The 19111-nt window shown below is 38.7% G+C and carries 17 protein-coding genes; 13 read left to right on the forward strand and 4 right to left on the reverse strand.

The annotated features are described in order from the left end of the window. Positions 1-26: 26 nt before the first annotated feature. Positions 27-332 carry a YtpI family protein gene (locus ACFQZ9_RS16865; RefSeq protein WP_198309414.1) on the reverse strand — a complete coding sequence of 102 codons (306 nt, stop codon included), beginning with the start codon at positions 330-332 and terminating at the stop codon, positions 27-29. Between the two features lie 100 nt (positions 333-432). Here ACFQZ9_RS16865 and ACFQZ9_RS16870 point away from each other — a divergent pair, with 100 nt between their 5' ends. Beyond that, a complete protein-coding gene (locus ACFQZ9_RS16870) occupies positions 433-1374 on the forward strand; it encodes a DHH family phosphoesterase (RefSeq protein ID WP_327835581.1) in 942 nt (313 codons plus the stop codon). A gap of 47 nt (positions 1375-1421) precedes the next feature. On the opposite strand, the gene ytrI is transcribed toward ACFQZ9_RS16870, so the two are convergent. Beyond that, the gene (gene ytrI, locus ACFQZ9_RS16875; RefSeq protein WP_198309412.1) at positions 1422-1925 is read right to left on the reverse strand and encodes a sporulation membrane protein YtrI; all 504 of its coding nucleotides are present in this window, start codon (positions 1923-1925) and stop codon (positions 1422-1424) included. Further along, positions 1922-2257 (reverse strand): YtrH family sporulation protein, encoded by a 336-nt coding sequence (ytrH, locus tag ACFQZ9_RS16880; RefSeq protein ID WP_498944683.1) that lies wholly within the window; start codon positions 2255-2257, stop codon positions 1922-1924. Before ytrH ends, ytrI begins: the two co-directional genes overlap by 4 nt. A gap of 191 nt (positions 2258-2448) precedes the next feature. Here ytrH and dnaE point away from each other — a divergent pair, with 191 nt between their 5' ends. The 8 genes from dnaE (at position 2449) to ACFQZ9_RS16920 (ending at position 13371) form a co-directional block, all read left to right on the forward strand. After that, entirely contained in the window at positions 2449-5814 is a 3366-nt protein-coding gene (gene dnaE, locus ACFQZ9_RS16885) for a DNA polymerase III subunit alpha (protein WP_498944684.1), read from the forward strand. Between the two features lie 117 nt (positions 5815-5931). Continuing rightward, entirely contained in the window at positions 5932-7170 is a 1239-nt protein-coding gene (gene ystJ, locus ACFQZ9_RS16890; RefSeq protein ID WP_026572206.1) for an NADP-dependent malic enzyme, read from the forward strand. Between the two features lie 56 nt (positions 7171-7226). Then, positions 7227-7811 carry a FadR/GntR family transcriptional regulator gene (locus ACFQZ9_RS16895; RefSeq protein WP_198309580.1) on the forward strand — a complete coding sequence of 195 codons (585 nt, stop codon included), beginning with the start codon at positions 7227-7229 and terminating at the stop codon, positions 7809-7811. 187 nt (positions 7812-7998) lie between these two features. Next, complete coding sequence (accD, locus tag ACFQZ9_RS16900; protein ID WP_498944685.1) at positions 7999-8874, forward strand: acetyl-CoA carboxylase, carboxyltransferase subunit beta; 876 nt, start codon at positions 7999-8001, stop codon at positions 8872-8874. Continuing rightward, positions 8868-9845 (forward strand): acetyl-CoA carboxylase carboxyl transferase subunit alpha, encoded by a 978-nt coding sequence (accA, locus tag ACFQZ9_RS16905; protein WP_198309409.1) that lies wholly within the window; start codon positions 8868-8870, stop codon positions 9843-9845. Before accD ends, accA begins: the two co-directional genes overlap by 7 nt. A 308-nt stretch (positions 9846-10153) precedes the next feature. Next, entirely contained in the window at positions 10154-11113 is a 960-nt protein-coding gene (gene pfkA, locus ACFQZ9_RS16910; protein WP_498944686.1) for an ATP-dependent 6-phosphofructokinase, read from the forward strand. Between the two features lie 28 nt (positions 11114-11141). Beyond that, entirely contained in the window at positions 11142-12905 is a 1764-nt protein-coding gene (pyk, locus tag ACFQZ9_RS16915; RefSeq protein WP_498944687.1) for a pyruvate kinase, read from the forward strand. A gap of 79 nt (positions 12906-12984) precedes the next feature. Continuing rightward, a complete protein-coding gene (locus tag ACFQZ9_RS16920) occupies positions 12985-13371 on the forward strand; it encodes an FxsA family protein (RefSeq protein ID WP_498944688.1) in 387 nt (128 codons plus the stop codon). A 29-nt stretch (positions 13372-13400) separates the two neighbouring features. Here ACFQZ9_RS16920 and ytvI read toward each other — a convergent pair whose 3' ends face one another. Continuing rightward, entirely contained in the window at positions 13401-14516 is a 1116-nt protein-coding gene (gene ytvI / locus ACFQZ9_RS16925; protein ID WP_498944689.1) for an AI-2E family transporter, read from the reverse strand. Between the two features lie 146 nt (positions 14517-14662). On the opposite strand from ytvI, the gene ACFQZ9_RS16930 reads away from it, so the two are divergent. The 4 genes from ACFQZ9_RS16930 (at position 14663) to mdh (ending at position 19048) form a co-directional block, all read left to right on the forward strand. Then, positions 14663-15124, forward strand: a complete 462-nt coding sequence (locus ACFQZ9_RS16930) for a DUF441 domain-containing protein (RefSeq protein ID WP_498944690.1) — start codon at positions 14663-14665, stop codon at positions 15122-15124. 358 nt (positions 15125-15482) lie between these two features. Beyond that, on the forward strand, positions 15483-16601 hold the full coding sequence (gene citZ, locus ACFQZ9_RS16935; RefSeq protein WP_198309404.1) for a citrate synthase: 1119 nt from the start codon (positions 15483-15485) through the stop codon (positions 16599-16601). Positions 16602-16746: 145 nt separating this feature from the next. Next, positions 16747-18015 carry an NADP-dependent isocitrate dehydrogenase gene (gene icd / locus ACFQZ9_RS16940; protein ID WP_026572216.1) on the forward strand — a complete coding sequence of 423 codons (1269 nt, stop codon included), beginning with the start codon at positions 16747-16749 and terminating at the stop codon, positions 18013-18015. Between the two features lie 94 nt (positions 18016-18109). Next, entirely contained in the window at positions 18110-19048 is a 939-nt protein-coding gene (gene mdh, locus ACFQZ9_RS16945; protein WP_198309403.1) for a malate dehydrogenase, read from the forward strand. Positions 19049-19111 lie beyond the last annotated feature (63 nt).

Raw genomic sequence — 19111 nt, forward strand, 5'->3', positions numbered from 1 at the left:
TATCAATGGAGCGGCCTTTGATTTATTTACTGTCTTTTTAGGGTCTCGGCTTCTTTAACAGCAAATGGCAGGTAATGTTTATAAGCTTTATATCCAGTCCAAGAGCTTATGCCGCCAATGATAATAAAAACAGCAGCAACAATAATGGTAACGGTTGTTTGCGATAAATATACAGTATTAATACCGAAAAAGAAGACAAAAAGACCAAGGGCAATACTCGATTTAGCCGAAAGCCATTTCTTTTCAGCAGGACGGTTGCTTCTAAAGTACTTTGTTTTATAAAATAAGTATAGTACAAATAATAGGACAATTAAAATAACGAGTACTGACATTTTTAGCTCCTCCGAACTTTTAAAAAATCATCTACTATTGTACAGGTTATCATCAAAAAATGCCAGAACCGGTTCAAAATGAACAGAAAAAGGAGACGCCATGCAGGAAAAAATCTTAGAAACAATTAAAAAATATGAAACCATTATTGTTCATCGCCATGTTCGTCCAGACCCTGATGCATATGGTTCCCAATGCGGACTTGTCGAAATGTTGAGGGCATCTTTTCCGGAGAAAAAGATTTATGCTGTGGGCCGCGAAGAACCATCCCTTCATTTTATGCAGCGATTGGATACCATTGAGGATGCAGTTTATAACGGTGCACTTGTGATTGTATGTGATACAGCTAACACGGAAAGAATTTGCGACAGCCGGTATACTTTAGGTGATATGCTGATAAAAATTGATCACCATCCAAACGAAGACCCGTATGGAGACCTTTTATGGGTGGATACGAGTGCAAGCTCATGCAGTGAAATGATTTATGATTTCTATTTATTTGGGAAAGAGCAAGGTCTGAAAATGAATGATAAAGCTGCAAGACTCTTGTATGGAGGGATTGTTGGCGATACCGGCAGATTTCTTTATCCAAGTACAACAGAAAAGACTTTTTCGCATGCAGGAGAATTAATCCAATATAATTTTTCTCGAACAGAACTCTATGACAAGATGTATGAGCTGGATTTAAATATCATAAAATTAAATGGCTATATTTTGCAAAACTTTGAACTACAGGAATATGGAGTGGCCTCGGTTATCCTTTCAAAGGAGCTTTTAGAGGAATTTGGAGCGAAGCCGCCGGAAGCTTCCTTATTAGTTAGTACATTAGGGGACGTTAAAGGAATTACAGCCTGGGTCTTTTTCATTGAAGAAGATGACCAAATTAGGCTTCGCCTCCGCTCAAAAGGACCGGTAATTAATGGAGTAGCACGCAAGTTTAAAGGCGGCGGTCATCCCCTTGCTGCAGGTGCATCCATTCATTCCTGGGATGAAGTGGACTTAGTTTTAAACGAACTACGTGAGGTTTGTAAATCACACTCCTAATCATTAAAATTAATAAAAATTCGGCCCTTTATTATTAGGGCCGAATATTATTCATCAAAATTAATTTCAAGCTCAATGGAAAGAGTGGTATAAACAATCATTTCTTTCACTTCCAGCTTATATCTTTTATTGTTAATTTTCACTCTTTTATTTTCAATGATTTTTTTAATCAAATCCTTACTTTTATAAACCGTTTCTAGGTCCTTGGCCAGCATCATGCTAATATCGTCCTTTACGGATTCCTCAGTTTCAAAAGTACCAAGCTGATCAAGCTTATATTTCTCCCAATTTGTAATCCGAACATTTATTTTTTGAACTGTAATTTGTTCAATATTGCGCTTATTACTCTCTTTATATTCCTGCTGCCAAATATTAATATCCTTTTTCAATTCCAGGATTTCATCCTCCTGAAGACGGATTTTATGCGTATGCTTTTCTTGCCACACTCCAAAAATATATAAAAAAATGACCCAACTAATCGCACCGCCAACAGCCATGCCAGAAAAAAATCTTTGCCATGCGGGCCTTCTATAGTAAGGCGGGATTCTCATGATAAATGCTCCTGTGTCAACCAATTGATTAGCAGAGCACCCGTTTGGGCACCGCCGAGTGCGGAAAGAATTAAGAGTATCTGTTTAAATACATCCTTTGTCTCAGCATTAAAAATTCCTCTCTCAAAGCTATACACAGCATCAAAGGTTCCACCAATTGCTGCTACAATTGCCCATATTCGAAGTGCTGAAGACAAACGAGCAACGGCTGTCAGCGGCGGCTGTCCAGTTAGGAAAGAAGCAATTCCTCCAATTAATGACCCGCCAAGTAAAACGCCTAAGGCAATAAAGTAGCTTTCTATAAAAGTAGGAAAAAAACCAATATCTTTCATGTTTTCAACCGCCCTTACACAAAATCAGTAATCCCTTACTCATTTATATGGACAAAGCCTAACGAATATGTTTTTTGCACTAAAATTTGAAAATACCAATATTCCTGCCTTAATTATGGGAACATATTTTCTTTTTTTCAATGAAGTTCTATAATAAGAAATAGATAATCGTTTTAAGGGTGTGATGACTAATGTCTTTTATTCACCTGCATGTATATAGCGCGTACAGCTTATTAACGAGTACGGCATCTGTTCCTAATTTGGTAGAAAACGCAAAGAAAAAGGGGTTTTCCGCCATAGCGATAACAGACCGAAATGTCATGTACGGAACAATCGAATTTTATAAATTGTGTAAGAAATTTGATATAAAACCTATCATCGGTTTAACCATAGATGTTCAGAGTGAAGAAGCAGAAGCGGAGTCTTTTCCGCTTGTCTTACTGGCAGAAAATGAACAAGGCTTTAAAAACCTTTTAAAAATATCAAGTGCGGTTCAAACAAAATCACCAAGTGGTATTCCTTTCAAGTGGTTAAAACACTATGCAAAAGGGTTAATTGCTATTACCCCGGGAATCGAAGGGGAAATTGAACAATATCTAGCAGAACGGAAGGAAGAATTAGCAGAAACTGCTGCCAGAAAGTTGAGGGGGATTTTCGGTAATGACCATCTTTTTTTCTCGATTCAAGATCATCATTTGGAGAAAGAAAGATTGATAAGAGATGGAATTCTATCACTTTCCCAAAAGTTAAATATACCTATTGTTGCAACAAACTGCGTTCAGTATTTAGAAAAAGATGATTCGTTCGCACATGAAGTCATGCTGGCCATCAAAAATGGTGACAAAGTAAATGATGAAAATCATGAAAAATTGGGGAGTGACCATTTTTATTTAAAAACACCAGAAGAAATGGTTGAGACTTTTTCTGAAATACCGGAAGCCTTAGAAAATACAATCGCCATTGAAAAGCGCTGTCAGGTAAATATTGAATTAAACAAGACTTTTCTACCTGTTTATCCAACAGAAAATGGTATGCAAGCAGAAGATTATTTGGACATGCTTTGTAAAAAGGGATTAGCTGAGCGTATAACTAACCCTTCAGAAGAATATCAAAAAAGGCTTGCTTACGAATTATCGGTCATCAAACGAATGAAGTTTAGCAACTATTTTTTAATTGTTTGGGATTTTATGAGATATTCCCGTGAGAATGGGATTTTGACTGGGCCGGGCCGGGGGTCGGCAGCAGGTTCTCTTGTTGCGTATGTACTGTACATTACGGATGTAGACCCGATTCAGCATCATTTATTATTTGAACGTTTTTTGAATCCGGAACGAATTTCCATGCCTGATATTGATATCGATTTTCCGGACCATCGCCGCGATGAAGTCATTGAATATGTTGCAGATAAATATGGGGATTTGCATGTTGCTCAGATTGTCACGTTCGGAACAATGGCGGCAAAAGCAGCATTGCGGGATGTCGGTAGGGCATTTGGATTCAATTCAAAGGAATTGGATCATCTATCAAGGCTTATTCCCTCTCGATTAGGAATAAGTCTAAATGCTGCCTATAACGAATCAGATGCATTTAGAAATTTTATTCACGAAAATCAATTGAACCGGCGTCTCTATGAAACTGCCTTGAAACTTGAGGGGCTCCCGCGGCATACATCCACGCATGCGGCAGGAGTAGTAATCAGTGAAAAGCAGCTTGTTGATTTAATTCCCATTCAACAGGGAAGTGGAAATGTTTATTTAACGCAATATTCAATGGAGTACCTTGAAGAAATTGGTCTGTTAAAAATGGACTTTCTTGGATTAAGAAATTTATCGCTGATTGAATCTATTTTAGCTTCCATAAAGAGAAAAACCGGTAAAAAAGTAGAGATCGGTTCCATATCACTAAACGATTCTGAAACGTTTGAACTGTTAGCGAGCGGGGAAACCACAGGAATTTTCCAGCTGGAATCGGAGGGAATGAGAAAGGTGTTAGTCCGATTAAAGCCCTCACGATTCGAAGATATTGTGGCGGTTAATGCGTTGTACCGGCCAGGTCCAATGGAAAACATCCCGCTGTTTATTGATCGCAAGCATGGAATAAAGCCCGTTAGTTATCCACATCCGGATTTAAAAAACATTCTTGAGAATACATATGGAGTCATCGTCTATCAGGAGCAAATCATGCAAATTGCCTCGACAATGGCCGGATTCTCGTTGGGAGAAGCCGATTTATTGAGAAGAGCTGTTGGGAAGAAGCAAAAAGAGACACTAGACCGTGAACGAAACCATTTTGTCCAAGGGGCTTTAAAAAAGGATTATGAACAGAGTTTGGCGAATGAAATATACGATTTGATTGTCCGCTTTGCCAATTATGGATTTAATCGAAGCCATGCAGTTGCCTACAGTATGATTGCCTATCAGCTTGCTTATTTAAAAGCACATTATCCATTGTATTTTATGGCGGGGTTATTAACGGCTTCAATTGGAAATGAATCAAAAATATCGCAATATATTATGGAATCTAGGCAAAAGGGGATTAAAGTACTGTCTCCTTCCATAAATAACAGCGGGTATTCATTTCAAGTGGAACCGGAAGGGATTCGTTATAGCTTAGCGGCAATCAAGGGTGTCGGCGCAGCTGCCTTGAAAGAAATCTTTGGAGCAAGGAAAAAGAAAAAATTTGAAGATTTATTTGATTTTTGCAGCCGTATTTCATCGAAAGCAATTAATCGTAAACAGCTTGAAACCCTGGTTCATTCCGGAAGCTTTGATGAATTTGGGGAAGACCGTGCCATCCTGCTCGCCAGTTTAGATGTTGCAATTGAACATGCCCAGCTGGTGAATCCGGATGACTCCAGCCAAATTGACTTTTTTTCCGGTGAAGAGTACTTTCCGAAACCAATGTATGTACAGGTTGATCCCATTAGGTCCGAGGACAAGCTTTCCTTTGAAAAAGAAGCACTCGGATTTTACCTTTCCAATCATCCTGTTTCCACTTATGAACAGGAGTTAAAACAAAAGGGAGCTCAAGCGATATTTGAGCTTACTATGAATAGGAACAGGGCAATTTCAGGAATTTATGTTACTGTCTCAAAAAAAATTCGTACGAAAAAAGGTGAATCGATGGCCTTTCTTACCATTAGTGATTCAAGTGGTGAAATGGAGGCAGTGGTTTTCCCTGCAGTTTATAAGCGCTTTTCATCAATTTTAGACCAAGGGAAATTTGCCGTCGTCGAGGGAAAGGTAGAAGAAAGGGAAGGGAAACGTCAATTTATTATCCAGCAGGCAGCAGAAATGCAGCACTGGCTTCAGGAAAAAAAGCAAAAAGCCTCTGTGTTATATATTAAAATTGTCGAGGGAAAACAAGATGAACTTTCTTTAAGGAAATTATATTATTTTTTAAAAGAGGAAAAGGGGGATACTAGTGTTGTCTTACATTATGAATCCACCCGAAAAACTGTCCGATTAGCAAGTGAATATAATGTACATCCCACTTCTAAATTATTGACAAACTTGGGGGACTTTCTTGGTCCCGATAATGTCGTATTGAAAGAATAATTCTTTACAACTTTCGCAGATATGTTATAGTGATAAAGAGACGAGTGTGGTCAGACCACTCATAGTCGGAGAGATTTCAAAAAAACTTTTTGGTGATAATTTAAGGGGTGACTTAGCTTGACTTTACGTGAAGAAGCATTACATATGCACCGCATTAACAAGGGGAAATTAGAATCAAAATCAAAAGTTCAAGTTCGAAATGCTAAGGATTTGAGTTTAGCATATTCACCAGGTGTAGCGGAGCCTTGTAAAGATATCTATGAAAAACCCGAAACTGTTTACGACTATACAATGAAGGGGAATATGGTTGCCGTTGTGTCCGATGGGACAGCTGTACTTGGTCTTGGAAATATTGGCCCTGAAGCTGCATTGCCTGTTATGGAAGGAAAAGCAGTCCTATTCAAAAGCTTTGCCGGAGTGGATGCTTTCCCAATCTGTTTAAATACTACAGATGTTGATAAAATCGTTGAAACCGTTAAGCTAATGGAACCAACCTTTGGCGGTGTCAATCTTGAAGATATTGCTGCTCCACATTGCTTTGTTATTGAAGAAAGACTAAAAAAAGAAGCCAATATCCCAATTTTCCACGATGACCAGCACGGTACAGCGATTGTTACGGCTGCGGGACTAGTCAATGCCTTAAAGTTAATTGGTAAAAAGATGACTGAAATTAAAGTGGTTGCGAATGGAGCCGGTGCTGCCGGGATTGCAATCATTAAATTGTTATATCATTATGGTGTAAGAGATATTATCATGTGTGATACAAAGGGTGCCATTTATGAAGGCCGTCCTGTCGGAATGAACGCCGTTAAGACTGAAGTGGCGAAATTCACTAATCATGATAATTTAGCTGGAAGTCTTGAAGATGTAATTAAAGGCGCAGACGTCTTTATTGGGGTTTCTGTTGCTGGTGCCCTTACAAAAGAAATGGTTGCTTCCATGAACGATGATGCGATTATTTTTGCCATGGCTAACCCTGATCCGGAAATTATGCCACATGTAGCAAAAGAAGCCGGGGCAAAGGTTGTTGGGACAGGAAGATCAGACTTCCCAAACCAAGTAAACAATGTTCTTGCATTCCCTGGGATTTTCCGTGGAGCGCTTGATGTTCGTGCGACACATATCAATGAAAAAATGAAAGTGGCTGCTGTTGAGGCGATTGCTGGATTAATCTCAGAAGCTGAGCTTAATGAGGATTACGTCATTCCGGGACCATTTGATCCCCGTGTTGCACCTGCAGTAGCGTCAGCTGTTGCAAAAGCTGCAATGGAAACAGGAGTTGCACGTATTAAAGTTGACCCTGAAGAAGTAAAAGAAAAAACGATGAGACTTGCTATTATTGGAAAAAGTGAGTGAGATCGTAAGTGTCAAATACGAAAGTTTACCTCGAAATTGTAAAGCAGTTGAGAGAAATGATCACTGCTGACGGACTTGAGTCCGGCGATAAAATACCATCTGAACGGGAATTATCAGAGCGCCTGAATGTCGGGCGCTCTTCCGTTCGAGAGGCCCTTCGAGCATTAGAATTGCTGGGGCTAATTGAAACGAGACGCGGGGAAGGAACCTTTATCAGAGATTTCCGCGGGAACCAGCTTGTACAGCTTTTAAGTACCTTTATTTTACAGGATGAAAAAGCGAAACAAGATGTTTTTGAAACAAAAAATTTAATTGAAATGGATTGTCTCCGATTAGCCATTCAACGAATGGGTAAAGAAAATATTTTGAAACTCATTGAAAAGGTTAAATCCGGTCAATTGAATGATGATGAGTTTTTTTACCGAATCATTGAAAACGCTGATAACCATTTATTTTTAAGAATGTGGTTAATTTTAAAGGATTATTACAACTCACTCCATTTAAGAAAAGTTGAATATAAACGGGAAGATTACCTTATTTTACTCGAAGCGTTAGCGGAAAAAAATGAGCAAAAAGCGCTTTCAGCCTACCGGAATCTGCGAAAATTGTCTTCTTCAGCGACAAATACTAACAAAATTTGAACCCCAAATCCTTTATAGTGGATACAGACAAGCGATGCCCGGATTATGGGATTTTTGATATGTGGGTGGTCTGACCACTTTTATAAACCCGCAAAGGTATGAAGTGATTAAAGAATAGAAAGACTTTTGATTAGAAGATGTAGGTCTTGCCGGTTGGCCTAAGAACTACAACGAGGGAGGTTATTTTTTGCTTAAAGACCTTTTTACAAAAAACACTACTAAGAAGAGAAAATATGCAACCATTCCAACTGAAACGGTAAAAAGTGATGTTCCTGAAGGAATAATGACAAAGTGTCCTTCATGTAAAAAGATAATGTACACAAAGGAATTAAATAAAAATCTAAAGGTGTGTATTCATTGTGGGCACCATTTCCAAATGAATTCAAAAGAACGGCTTGAAAGTTTTCTGGATGAAGGTAGTTTTGAAGAAATAAATGAAAATATGATTTCAAAAAATCCTTTGAATTTTCCTGATTATCTGGAGAAACTGGAAAAAGACCGAGAAAAAAGTAAACTGAATGAAGCAGTTGTAACTGGAATTGGAACTGTCAATGGCCATAAAATTGTTGTAACTATTATGGATGCCACCTTCCGAATGGGAAGTATGGGGTCGGTTGTTGGTGAAAAAATAACACTTGCGATCGAAAAAGCGGATGAGCTATCCGTACCATTTATTATTTTTACTGCTTCCGGCGGTGCCAGAATGCAAGAGGGAGCACTAAGTCTTATGCAGATGGCGAAAACCAGTGTTGCCTTGAAGAGGTTTAGTGATAATGGCGGTTTAATTATTTCAATGATGACACATCCAACTACTGGCGGTGTTTCCGCAAGCTTTGCATCGCTAGGTGATTTTAATTTTGCAGAACCTGAAGCTTTGATTGGGTTTGCAGGCCGAAGGGTTATTGAACAATCTATCCGTGAAGAATTGCCGGAGGATTTTCAAACAGCGGAATTCCTTCTAAAACATGGGCAGCTTGATGCAATTATTTCTCGTTTGGATTTAGTGGATCAAATTACTAACATTCTCGAAATCCATCAACCTGGAGGTGAGCTTGAATGGTAGGAGAACTAGAATTTGAACGGCCAATTATTGAGCTAAGAAAGAAAATCAGCGAAATAAGGGAATTTACGAAAACAGCTGATGTTGATCTAAGCTCGGAAATTGAAAAATTGGAGTCTCGTTTAGAGAAACTTGAAAAAGATATTTACGAAAATATTAAGCCGTGGGATCGTGTGCAGATTGCCCGCCATCCAAATAGACCGACAACACTTGATTATATTGCGGAAATCTTTGAAGGCTTTTTTGAATGTCACGGAGACCGTACCTTTTCGGATGATGAGGCTATTGTCAGCGGTATTGCTAAATTTAAGGGATTACCTGTTACCATCATTGGCCATCAAAGGGGTAAGGATACGAAGGAAAATATCCGCCGGAATTTTGGAATGCCCCATCCGGAGGGGTACAGAAAAGCACTTCGTTTAATGAAGCAGGCAGATAAATTTAAACGGCCGATTATTTGTTTTATTGATACAAAAGGTGCCTATCCCGGGAAAGCCGCTGAAGAACGGGGGCAAAGTGAAGCGATTGCGAAAAACCTTTTTGAAATGGCTGGTCTGCGGGTACCTGTAATCTGTATTGTTATTGGAGAAGGCGGAAGCGGTGGAGCCCTCGCACTTGGTGTCGGCAATCGGATTTATATGCTGGAAAACTCTACCTATTCGGTTATTTCACCCGAAGGGGCAGCAGCTATTCTGTGGAAGGATGCCGCTCTTGCAAAGAAAGCGGCAGAAACGATGAAGATTACCGCACCAGACTTAAAAGAACTGGGTGTAATCGATGATATTATCCCTGAGATTAAGGGCGGTGCCCATAAAAATGTTAAAAAGCAGGCAGAGGAAATTGAAAACATTTTAAAGACTTCTTTACAAGAACTTCTTAAACTTTCAGAGGATGAATTGATTGCAGACCGGTATAATCGATTCAGGACAATAGGTGAGTTTTCACTTGCAAAGGATTATATTGGTGTTCAGTAAAACGTGTCTTTTTTAGGCACGTTTTTTATATCATGGTCATTTTTTTGTAACATAATATTCATTAAAAGTTTTTGAAAAAGACAATGATAACGGTTGCATTTCCAGTTAAACCGTTTGCAGTTGACTGACTATTCCGTCTATTTATTTTTGCATTATGAATCAGTTGTTATCGTTATTTCTTCATGTTATTTTATAAATATTCAAGTGTTTTATGCGAATACTAAAAGCAGTTATCAACAAAATAGGCTGAGAGTCTAATTTTTTTTTGCAATACATAAATTTAGTTATTTTATAATGGGGTGATTACCATGAAAAAAATTGGGGTACTTACGAGTGGTGGAGATTCACCCGGTATGAATCCGGCAATTCGTGCAGTTGTTAGAAAAGCAATTTATCATAATCTTGAAGTTTACGGTATCTATGGTGGCTATTCAGGATTGATTTGCGGTAATATAAAAAAACTTGAACTAGGTTCAGTTGGAGATATCATTCATCGAGGCGGGACCATGCTTCATTCAGCCCGCTGCCTGGAATTTAAAACAAAAGAAGGTCAGCTTCAAGGAATTGAGCAATTAAAGGCTCATGGAATTGACGGGTTAGTGGTAATCGGAGGAGATGGTTCGTACCGCGGAGCAAAAGCTTTGACTGAGCAAGGTTTTCCTTGTGTAGGTGTACCAGGAACGATTGACAATGATATACCAGGCACAGAGCTTACTATTGGATTCGATACGGCGCTCAATACGGTAATTGATGCTTTAGATAAAATCCGTGACACAGCTACATCCCATGAAAGAACGTTTGTGATTGAAGTAATGGGTCGCAATGCAGGTGATATTGCTCTTTGGGCAGGTCTTGCCGGCGGAGCCGAAACCATCTTAATTCCTGAAGAAAATTTTGATATGGATGAAATTGCTGACCGTCTTCGCAAGGGTCAAGAGCGTGGTAAAAAACATAGTATTATTATCGTGGCTGAGGGTGTTTGCAGCGGCGTTGAATTTTCTAAAAAACTAGAGGAAGCGACAGGCTTTGATACTAGGGTTTCCGTTTTAGGACATATTCAACGGGGTGGATCACCAAGTGCTGCCGATCGTGTCCTTGCCAGCCGTTTAGGAGCAAGGGCTGTGGAGCTACTACTTGAAGGTAAGGGTGGACGTGCAGTCGGAATCGAAAATAATCGGCTTGTTGATTATGATATCATTGAAGCGTTAGGGAAGAAACACACATTAGACCTGCAGCTTTATAACCTTTCAAAAGAATTATCCATTTAATCATGCTCGATCTAGGAGGAAATAAAGGATGTTACGGAAAACCAAAATTGTTTGTACAATCGGTCCCGCAAGCGAGTCGGTTGAAAAATTAACACAATTAATTGAATCGGGAATGAATGTAGCAAGATTGAATTTTTCCCATGGAAATTTCGAAGAACACGGTGCACGGATTAAGAATATTCGTGAAGCCGCAAAAGAGACAAATAAAACAGTCGCTATTTTGCTTGATACTAAGGGCCCTGAAATCCGTACAAATAATATGGAAAACGGTGCAATTGAATTAAAGTCCGGGGAAAATATAATTATATCGATGACAGAAGTGGAAGGTACACCGCAAAAATTTTCCGTTACATATGCCGGGCTAATTGAAGATGTTCACGTAGGTTCGAAAATTTTATTGGATGACGGGTTAATTGGTCTTGAAGTAACAAAAATAGATCAAGCTGCAAATGAAATTCATACAAAAATTTTGAATAGCGGTACATTAAAAAATAAAAAGGGTGTAAATGTACCGGGAGTTTCTGTTAATTTACCAGGAATTACAGAAAAAGATACAAAAGATATCCTTTTTGGGATTGAGCAGGACGTCGATTTTATCGCTGCCTCCTTTGTTCGGCGTTCCAAAGATGTTTTGGAAATCCGCCAGCTTTTAGAAGAAAATAATGCAGCCCATATTCATATTATCCCTAAGATTGAAAATCAAGAAGGTGTTGATAACATTGATGAAATCCTGGAGGTTTCCGATGGTTTGATGGTCGCACGCGGTGATCTTGGGGTCGAAATTCCTGCAGAAGAAGTTCCTCTGGTACAAAAAATGTTAATTAAAAAATGTAATGCACTAGGTAAACCAGTTATTACGGCAACGCAAATGCTGGATTCGATGCAGCGTAACCCAAGACCAACACGTGCAGAAGCTAGTGACGTTGCTAATGCCATTTTCGATGGAACAGATGCTATTATGCTTTCAGGGGAAACGGCTGCCGGCACGTACCCTGTAGAAGCCGTACAGACCATGCATAATATTGCCTCAAGAGCTGAACAGGCACTAGACCACAAAGAAATCCTTTCAACCCGCAGCAAGGATACGGAACACAATCTGACTGATGCGATTGGGCAATCAGTAGCACATACCGCACTTAATCTTGATGTAAACTCGATTGTTACTCCAACGGCGAGTGGTCATACGGCAAGGATGATTTCGAAGTATCGTCCGAAAGCACCAATTGTTGCTGTTACATCAAATGATTCGGTGTCCCGTCGTTTATCCCTTGTTTGGGGCGTGTACCCACAGTTGGGAAGAATGTGTGCAACGACGGATGAAATGCTCGAAATTGCTGTTGAAGAGAGTGTAAATAGCGGTATTGTCAAACACGGAGATTTAGTGGTGATTACGGCTGGTGTTCCTGTTGGGGAAGCTGGTACGACCAATTTAATGAAGATTCATGTTGTTGGTGATATCATCACAAAGGCACAAGGTATTGGACGGAAGTCTGCCTTTGGTAAAGTAGTGATTGCACACAATGCAAAGGAAGCTATGGAAAAAGTAAAACCCGGATGCATTTTAGTTACAATTGGCTCTGACCGCGATATGATGCCTGCGATTGAAAAAAGTGCCGCACTTATTACCGAAGAAGGCGGTTTAACCAGCCATGGTGCTGTAGTAGGCTTAAATTTAGGGATTCCTGTAATTGTCGGTGTCGACAATGCGTTAAATCTATTTGCAGATGGTCAAGAAATTACCGTGGACGCAGCAAGAGGCGTTATTTATAACGGACACGCTAGTGTTCTATAATTAAAAGAAGGGCTTTTGCTCTTCTTTTTTCTTTTTCAATGGTATGATTGTCTTATTAGGTATAAGGGGGAGAGGGAAAATGCGTTACTTATTTTTATTGATTATCATTATACCGGCGGCAGATATTGGGTTACTTCTTTTTTCAGGCAAAACAATTGGAGTATTACCAACACTTCTCTTTATCCTTTTAACAGGGGTCCTAGGTGCCTATTTGGCAAAAAAAGAAGGCTTACAAACCATTCGAAGAGCACAGGAACAGCTGCGCTACGGACAGATTCCTGGTGAATCAGTACTAGATGGTGTGTGTATTCTGATTGGAGGAACGCTCCTTCTTACACCAGGATTTATTACCGATATCCTAGGATTTCTCATGCTTTTCCCACCAACTAGAAAACCATTTAAATTCTTAATGAAAAATTCGTTCCGCAAATGGATTAATAAAGGCAATATTAAAATAATAAAATAAAAAAACGTCAGCAGGGGAGCTGACGTTTTTTATGCTTCTTTTCCCACAATGAATCCCCATAAATCATGGAAGACATTTGCACGGTAAAGTGTACTGATAATGACAAGGGTAACTGGTCCAAGGATTAATCCTAAAAACCCAATTAATTTAAATCCGACGAATAAAGAAATTAGGGTTGCTAACGGATCAAGGCCAATATTAGAAGATAGAATTTTCGGCTCCATAATCTGTCTTTGGGCTAAAACAATCACATATAGAACACCTAACCCAATAGCAAGTCCTGTATCTCCGGAAATGACCTCATAAATAATCCACGGAACAAAAACAGCCCCTGTCCCTAGATAAGGAAGTACATCGACAATCCCAGTGACAAGCGCAATCGTGATTGCATAATCGACACGAAGGATAAGCAATCCGATTAAAATAATAACAGTAGTGATGGAAATGAGCGTTAATTGTGCTTTGATAAACCCAAATAAGGCTTTCTTTAAATCAATAAAAACAGTTTTTCCACTGGACTTTGCTTTTTCAGGTAATAATTTTCCACCAAGGGCTGACAGACGATACCAATCCTTGCTGATAAAGAAGGTTGCCAGTAAAGAAAAGATTAAGACGGTAGCGGCAGTTGGAAACCATGATAAAATGTTAGGGATAATCCCGAAAAGGTTTTGGATGAATGAACCGACAGTGGTACCAATATTCTTCCCTACATTCTGAATATTTCCGATAATGGTATCCTGCTGTCCGGCATCAAGCTTGTTAAAAACACTTGTTAATTGATTATAGAAGGGAATAATCTGGGCGGTGACGACTTTTTCAATATAATCAATTAATGTATCAAGATGTTCCGGTACTACTGCGGCAAGGTAATTTGCTCCAGAAACAATTTCTGCAACTAATAATGTAATCAATCCCGCAAATAGAGCAAAAATAAAGATTAGCGATAGGAAAACAGCTAGTACCCTCGGCATTTTTGCTTTTTTCTCCAATATATTAACCAAAGGATTAATCATAAAAGCAATAACGAGCCCAATTAGAAATGGATAGGTAACCTTTGATACATAATAAAAAGATAAAAATCCAAGAACCACAATTCCTACTACTAAAAGGAATCTTAACGTTCTATATAAATACTTTAGATTCAAGCTTAAACCTCCTCTCTAGAATGGATCTATTTTAATTAGATATATTTTAACATTTTTGATTGAAACTGCATATTTTTCCAATCTTATTTTTAAGGACCTTTTTACAATGTTATACTGATATATTTATAATAGGAGGTGCACAACAAATGATGAGTCAATCATTATTATTTTTATTGTTATTACTCGGAATCGGTTTTATAGCTAAAAATAACTCCTTAATGGTTGCGATTGCAGTTTTGCTTTTACTAAAATTTAGCGGATTAGGGACAAAATCGTTCACCATGCTTCAATCGAAAGGAATCAATTGGGGTGTTACAATTATTACAATTGCAGTACTAGCTCCGATTGCAAGTGGAGAAATTGGTTTTAAGGATTTAACCGGCGCATTTAAATCCTCATTTGCCTGGATTGCCCTTATCTCCGGTATGGCCGTTGCCTTATTAGCAAAAGGGGGGGTATCATTACTTACGAATGATCCTCAAATTACGACAGCACTTGTATTAGGAACCATTTTATCTGTTTCAATTTTTAAAGGTGTGGCAGTGGGACCGCTTATTGGGGCAGGTATTGCCTATACAGTGATGAAAGTTGTTGATTTTTTCACTTAGAAATTTTGTAAAAATAATATTTTTCTATTTTTTCAAGTCCTTCTCATTCACAAAACTCTGATAATTGTTTATAATAGAACGTGTAAGCGTATCCTTTTTTACATATCTCACTCATATATGATAAAATACCTTTATAATAAGCAATTTATTATAAAGGAAAGATTTTGTTTTTTTCCGAGCAAGCGCTCACTCTATTTCAATCTATTGGAAATATGCGTGAGATGGGTAACACAATGAATGGGGAAATACAACCTATTTTATTCTTTTTCATCCAGGATAGCTTTAGCTAACTTTTATTGAAAGATATAATAAACAAATGGGTAATGGGGAATTTTAGAAAGCAAAGGAGAGATTTACGATGACGGTAACACGTGGACTTGAGGGGATTGTAGCAACAACCTCCTCCATCAGCTCAATTATCGATGACACACTAACATACGTGGGTTATGACATTGATGATTTAGCAAAAAATGCTAGTTTTGAAGAAGTTATTTATTTGTTGTGGCATCGTCAGCTGCCGACAGCAGAGCAATTGAAAGAGCTTAAAAAAGAACTTTCTGAAAATGCAGCACTTCCTCAAGAAGTAATCGAACATTTCAAAATGTATCCAATTCAAAAGGTTCATCCAATGGCAGCGCTCCGCTCAGCCGTCTCTCTATTAGGGTTATATGATGATGAAGCCGATGTAATGAATGAAGAAGCAAACTATAAAAAAGCGGTTCGTCTGCAAGCAAAGATGCCTACAATTGTAGCAACATTTGCGAGGGTTAGAAAAGGTCTAGAACCTGTTGCACCAAAAAAGGATTTAAGCTTTGCAGCTAATTTCCTTTACATGTTAACAGGAAATGAGCCTAAGCCTATTGCGGTGGAAGCAATTAATAAAGCACTTGTCTTACATGCAGACCATGAATTAAATGCTTCTACCTTTACTGCACGTGTTTGTGTGGCTACATTATCAGATGTTTACTCCGGAGTTACAGCTGCAATCGGAGCATTAAAAGGTCCGCTTCATGGTGGAGCAAATGAAGCTGTTATGAAGATGCTTACTGAAATTGGTACAATTGAAAATGTTGAACCATATATTCGCGGCAAGCTGGAGAAAAAAGAAAAAATCATGGGCTTCGGTCACAGAGTATACAGGCAAGGAGACCCGCGTGCAAAGCACTTAAGGGAAATGTCAAAGAAATTAACAGAACTTACCGGCGAACCATTCTGGTATGACATGTCTGTTAAAATTGAAGGCATTGTTACAGGCGAAAAGAAATTACCGCCAAATGTTGACTTCTATTCAGCATCTGTCTATCACAGCCTTGGTATTGATCATGATTTATTCACACCTATCTTTGCTGTCAGCCGTGTTTCCGGATGGCTTGCTCATATTCTGGAGCAATATGAAAACAACCGCTTAATTCGTCCGCGCGCTGAATATACTGGTCCTGGAATGCAAAAATACATTCCAATTGAACAAAGAGGATAATTTCATTTTACTTTTTGCTCAAAAATTGGTGTAATAGGATTGTAGGGAAAAGGTTAGGGGTAACCCTCTAACCTTTGATTCGGTCCTAGAAAACGGGTTATAAAACTTTTACCCGACAGTTATACATATTAGGAGGAGAACATCTATGCAAGGCGAAAAAATTACTGTTAAAGATGGCGTATTAAATGTACCAAACAATCCAATTATCCCGTTTATCGAAGGAGACGGTACTGGTCCTGATATTTGGGCAGCTTCGTATCGCGTATTAGATGCAGCGGTTGAAAAAGCCTATAAGGGAGAACGCAAACTTGTCTGGAAAGAAGTTTTAGCAGGTGAGAAAGCATTCAATCAAACAGGGGAATGGCTGCCTTCAGAAACTCTTGATGTAATCAATGAATACTTAATTGCTATTAAAGGCCCATTAACAACACCTGTTGGCGGTGGAATCCGTTCATTAAACGTTGCACTTCGCCAAGAATTAGATTTATTTGTATGCTTACGTCCTGTAAGATGGTTTGAAGGGGTTCCTTCCCCAGTTAAACGTCCTCAAGATACAGACATGGTTATTTTCCGTGAAAATACTGAGGATATCTATGCTGGTATTGAATATGAAAAAGGTTCAGATGCAGTTAAGAAAATGATTGAATTCCTTCAAAATGAAATGGGCGTTAAGAAAATCAGGTTCCCTGAAACTTCAGGTATTGGAATTAAGCCAATTTCTGAAGAAGGAACAAAACGTCTTGTTCGCGCAGCTCTTAACTATACCATTAAAGAGGGACGTAAATCTCTTACAATTGTGCACAAAGGTAATATCATGAAATTTACTGAAGGCGCATTTAAAAACTGGGGCTATGAAGTGGCTGAAACAGAATTTGGCGATAAAGTCTTCACTTGGAATCAATATGACCGCATTAAAGCTGAACAAGGTACTGATGCTGCGAATAAAGCACAGGCTGATGCTGAAGCTGCAGGTAAAATTATTGTGAAAGATGCAATTGCTGACATCTTCTTACAACAAATCCTTACTCGTCCTAAAGAATTTGATGTTGTTGCTACAATGAACTTAAATGGTGATTATATCTCCGATGCGCTTGCAGCACAAGTCGGCGGTATTGGTATTGCACCTGGAGCAAACATTAACTATGTAACAGGACACGCAATCTTTGAAGCAACTCATGGAACTGCACCAAAATATGCAGGTCTTGATAAAGTAAATCCTTCATCTGTTATCTTATCAGGTGTTCTTATGTTAGAACATTTAGGATGGAATGAAGCAGCAAATATGATCACGAAATCAATGGAAAAATCCATTGCTTCTAAAGTTGTAACATATGACTTTGCCCGTTTAATGGACGGAGCAACAGAAGTAAAAACATCTGAGTTTGCCGACGAGCTAATCAAAAATATGGAATAAGTTTATTTCCTTCAGTTAAGGGCTGTTTTATAAACAGCCCCTGTTGGTTATGCATTTTAGATTTTATACTTTTTAAAAAAAGGGGAGAGTCAAAATGTCATTAAAACGTAAAAAGGTTTCTGTAATCGGCGGCGGTTTCACTGGAGCAACTACTGCATTCTTACTTGCACAAAAAGAACTTGCAGATGTGGTTTTAGTTGATATTCCTCAAATGGAAAATCCAACTAAAGGCAAAGCATTAGACATGCTTGAAGCAAGTCCTGTTCAAGGTTTTGATGCAAACATCACAGGCACTTCCAATTACGAAGATACGGCTGACTCGGATATCGTTGTTATTACAGCCGGCATAGCTCGTAAACCAGGCATGAGCCGAGATGATTTAGTCCAAACAAACCAAAAAGTAATGAAAAGTGTAACACAGGAGATTGTTAAGTATTCACCAAATTGTACAATCGTTGTTTTAACAAACCCTGTTGATGCAATGACCTACACTGTTTTTAAAGAATCTGGCTTTCCTAAAAATCGCGTAATCGGCCAATCAGGTGTTCTTGATACAGCTCGTTTCCGTACATTTGTTGCCCAAGAATTAAACCTTTCTGTAAAAGATATTACAGGTTTTGTTTTAGGCGGACACGGGGATGACATGGTACCACTTGTTCGTTATTCCTATGCAGGCGGTATTCCTCTTGAAACATTAATTCCGAAAGATCGCTTGGAAGCAATTGTTGAACGTACAAGAAAAGGCGGCGGTGAAATCGTTAACCTACTTGGAAATGGCAGCGCATACTATGCTCCTGCGGCTTCTTTAGTGGAAATGTGTGAAACAATTCTAAAAGACCAACGCCGTGTCATTCCTTCTATCGCATACCTTGAAGGTGAATTTGGATATGATGGAATCTACCTTGGCGTACCAACTATCCTTGGGGCAAATGGAATTGAAAAAATTATTGAACTTGAATTAACTGCTAACGAAAAAGCAGCATTAGATAAATCTGCTGAATCTGTTCGCAATGTTATGGGTGTACTAGCTTAATAAATTTGAGATTCGGGGTTTATGCCCCGAATTTTTTTCGAATTACATTGAAACCGTTTACAT

The sequence above is a fragment of the Neobacillus sp. GCM10027624 genome (genome assembly GCF_042675345.1).
Lineage (GTDB): Bacteria > Bacillota > Bacilli > Bacillales > Cytobacillaceae > Neobacillus > Neobacillus cucumis_D.

Excerpts from the sequence above, each read along its gene's own strand:
- citZ (WP_198309404.1), top strand. The coding sequence starts at position 15,483 with ATGACGGTAACACGTGGACTTGAGGGGATTGTAGCAACAACCTCCTCC.
- accA (WP_198309409.1), top strand. The coding sequence starts at position 8,868 with ATGGTAGGAGAACTAGAATTTGAACGGCCAATTATTGAGCTAAGAAAG.
- ytrH (WP_498944683.1), bottom strand. The coding sequence starts at position 2,257 with ATGAAAGATATTGGTTTTTTTCCTACTTTTATAGAAAGCTACTTTATT.
- ACFQZ9_RS16870 (WP_327835581.1), top strand. The coding sequence starts at position 433 with ATGCAGGAAAAAATCTTAGAAACAATTAAAAAATATGAAACCATTATT.
- mdh (WP_198309403.1), top strand. The coding sequence starts at position 18,110 with ATGTCATTAAAACGTAAAAAGGTTTCTGTAATCGGCGGCGGTTTCACT.
- icd (WP_026572216.1), top strand. The coding sequence starts at position 16,747 with ATGCAAGGCGAAAAAATTACTGTTAAAGATGGCGTATTAAATGTACCA.
- dnaE (WP_498944684.1), top strand. The coding sequence starts at position 2,449 with ATGTCTTTTATTCACCTGCATGTATATAGCGCGTACAGCTTATTAACG.
- pyk (WP_498944687.1), top strand. The coding sequence starts at position 11,142 with ATGTTACGGAAAACCAAAATTGTTTGTACAATCGGTCCCGCAAGCGAG.
- ACFQZ9_RS16920 (WP_498944688.1), top strand. The coding sequence starts at position 12,985 with ATGCGTTACTTATTTTTATTGATTATCATTATACCGGCGGCAGATATT.
- ytrI (WP_198309412.1), bottom strand. The coding sequence starts at position 1,925 with ATGAGAATCCCGCCTTACTATAGAAGGCCCGCATGGCAAAGATTTTTT.
- ACFQZ9_RS16865 (WP_198309414.1), bottom strand. The coding sequence starts at position 332 with ATGTCAGTACTCGTTATTTTAATTGTCCTATTATTTGTACTATACTTA.
- ACFQZ9_RS16895 (WP_198309580.1), top strand. The coding sequence starts at position 7,227 with ATGATCACTGCTGACGGACTTGAGTCCGGCGATAAAATACCATCTGAA.
- ACFQZ9_RS16930 (WP_498944690.1), top strand. The coding sequence starts at position 14,663 with ATGATGAGTCAATCATTATTATTTTTATTGTTATTACTCGGAATCGGT.
- pfkA (WP_498944686.1), top strand. The coding sequence starts at position 10,154 with ATGAAAAAAATTGGGGTACTTACGAGTGGTGGAGATTCACCCGGTATG.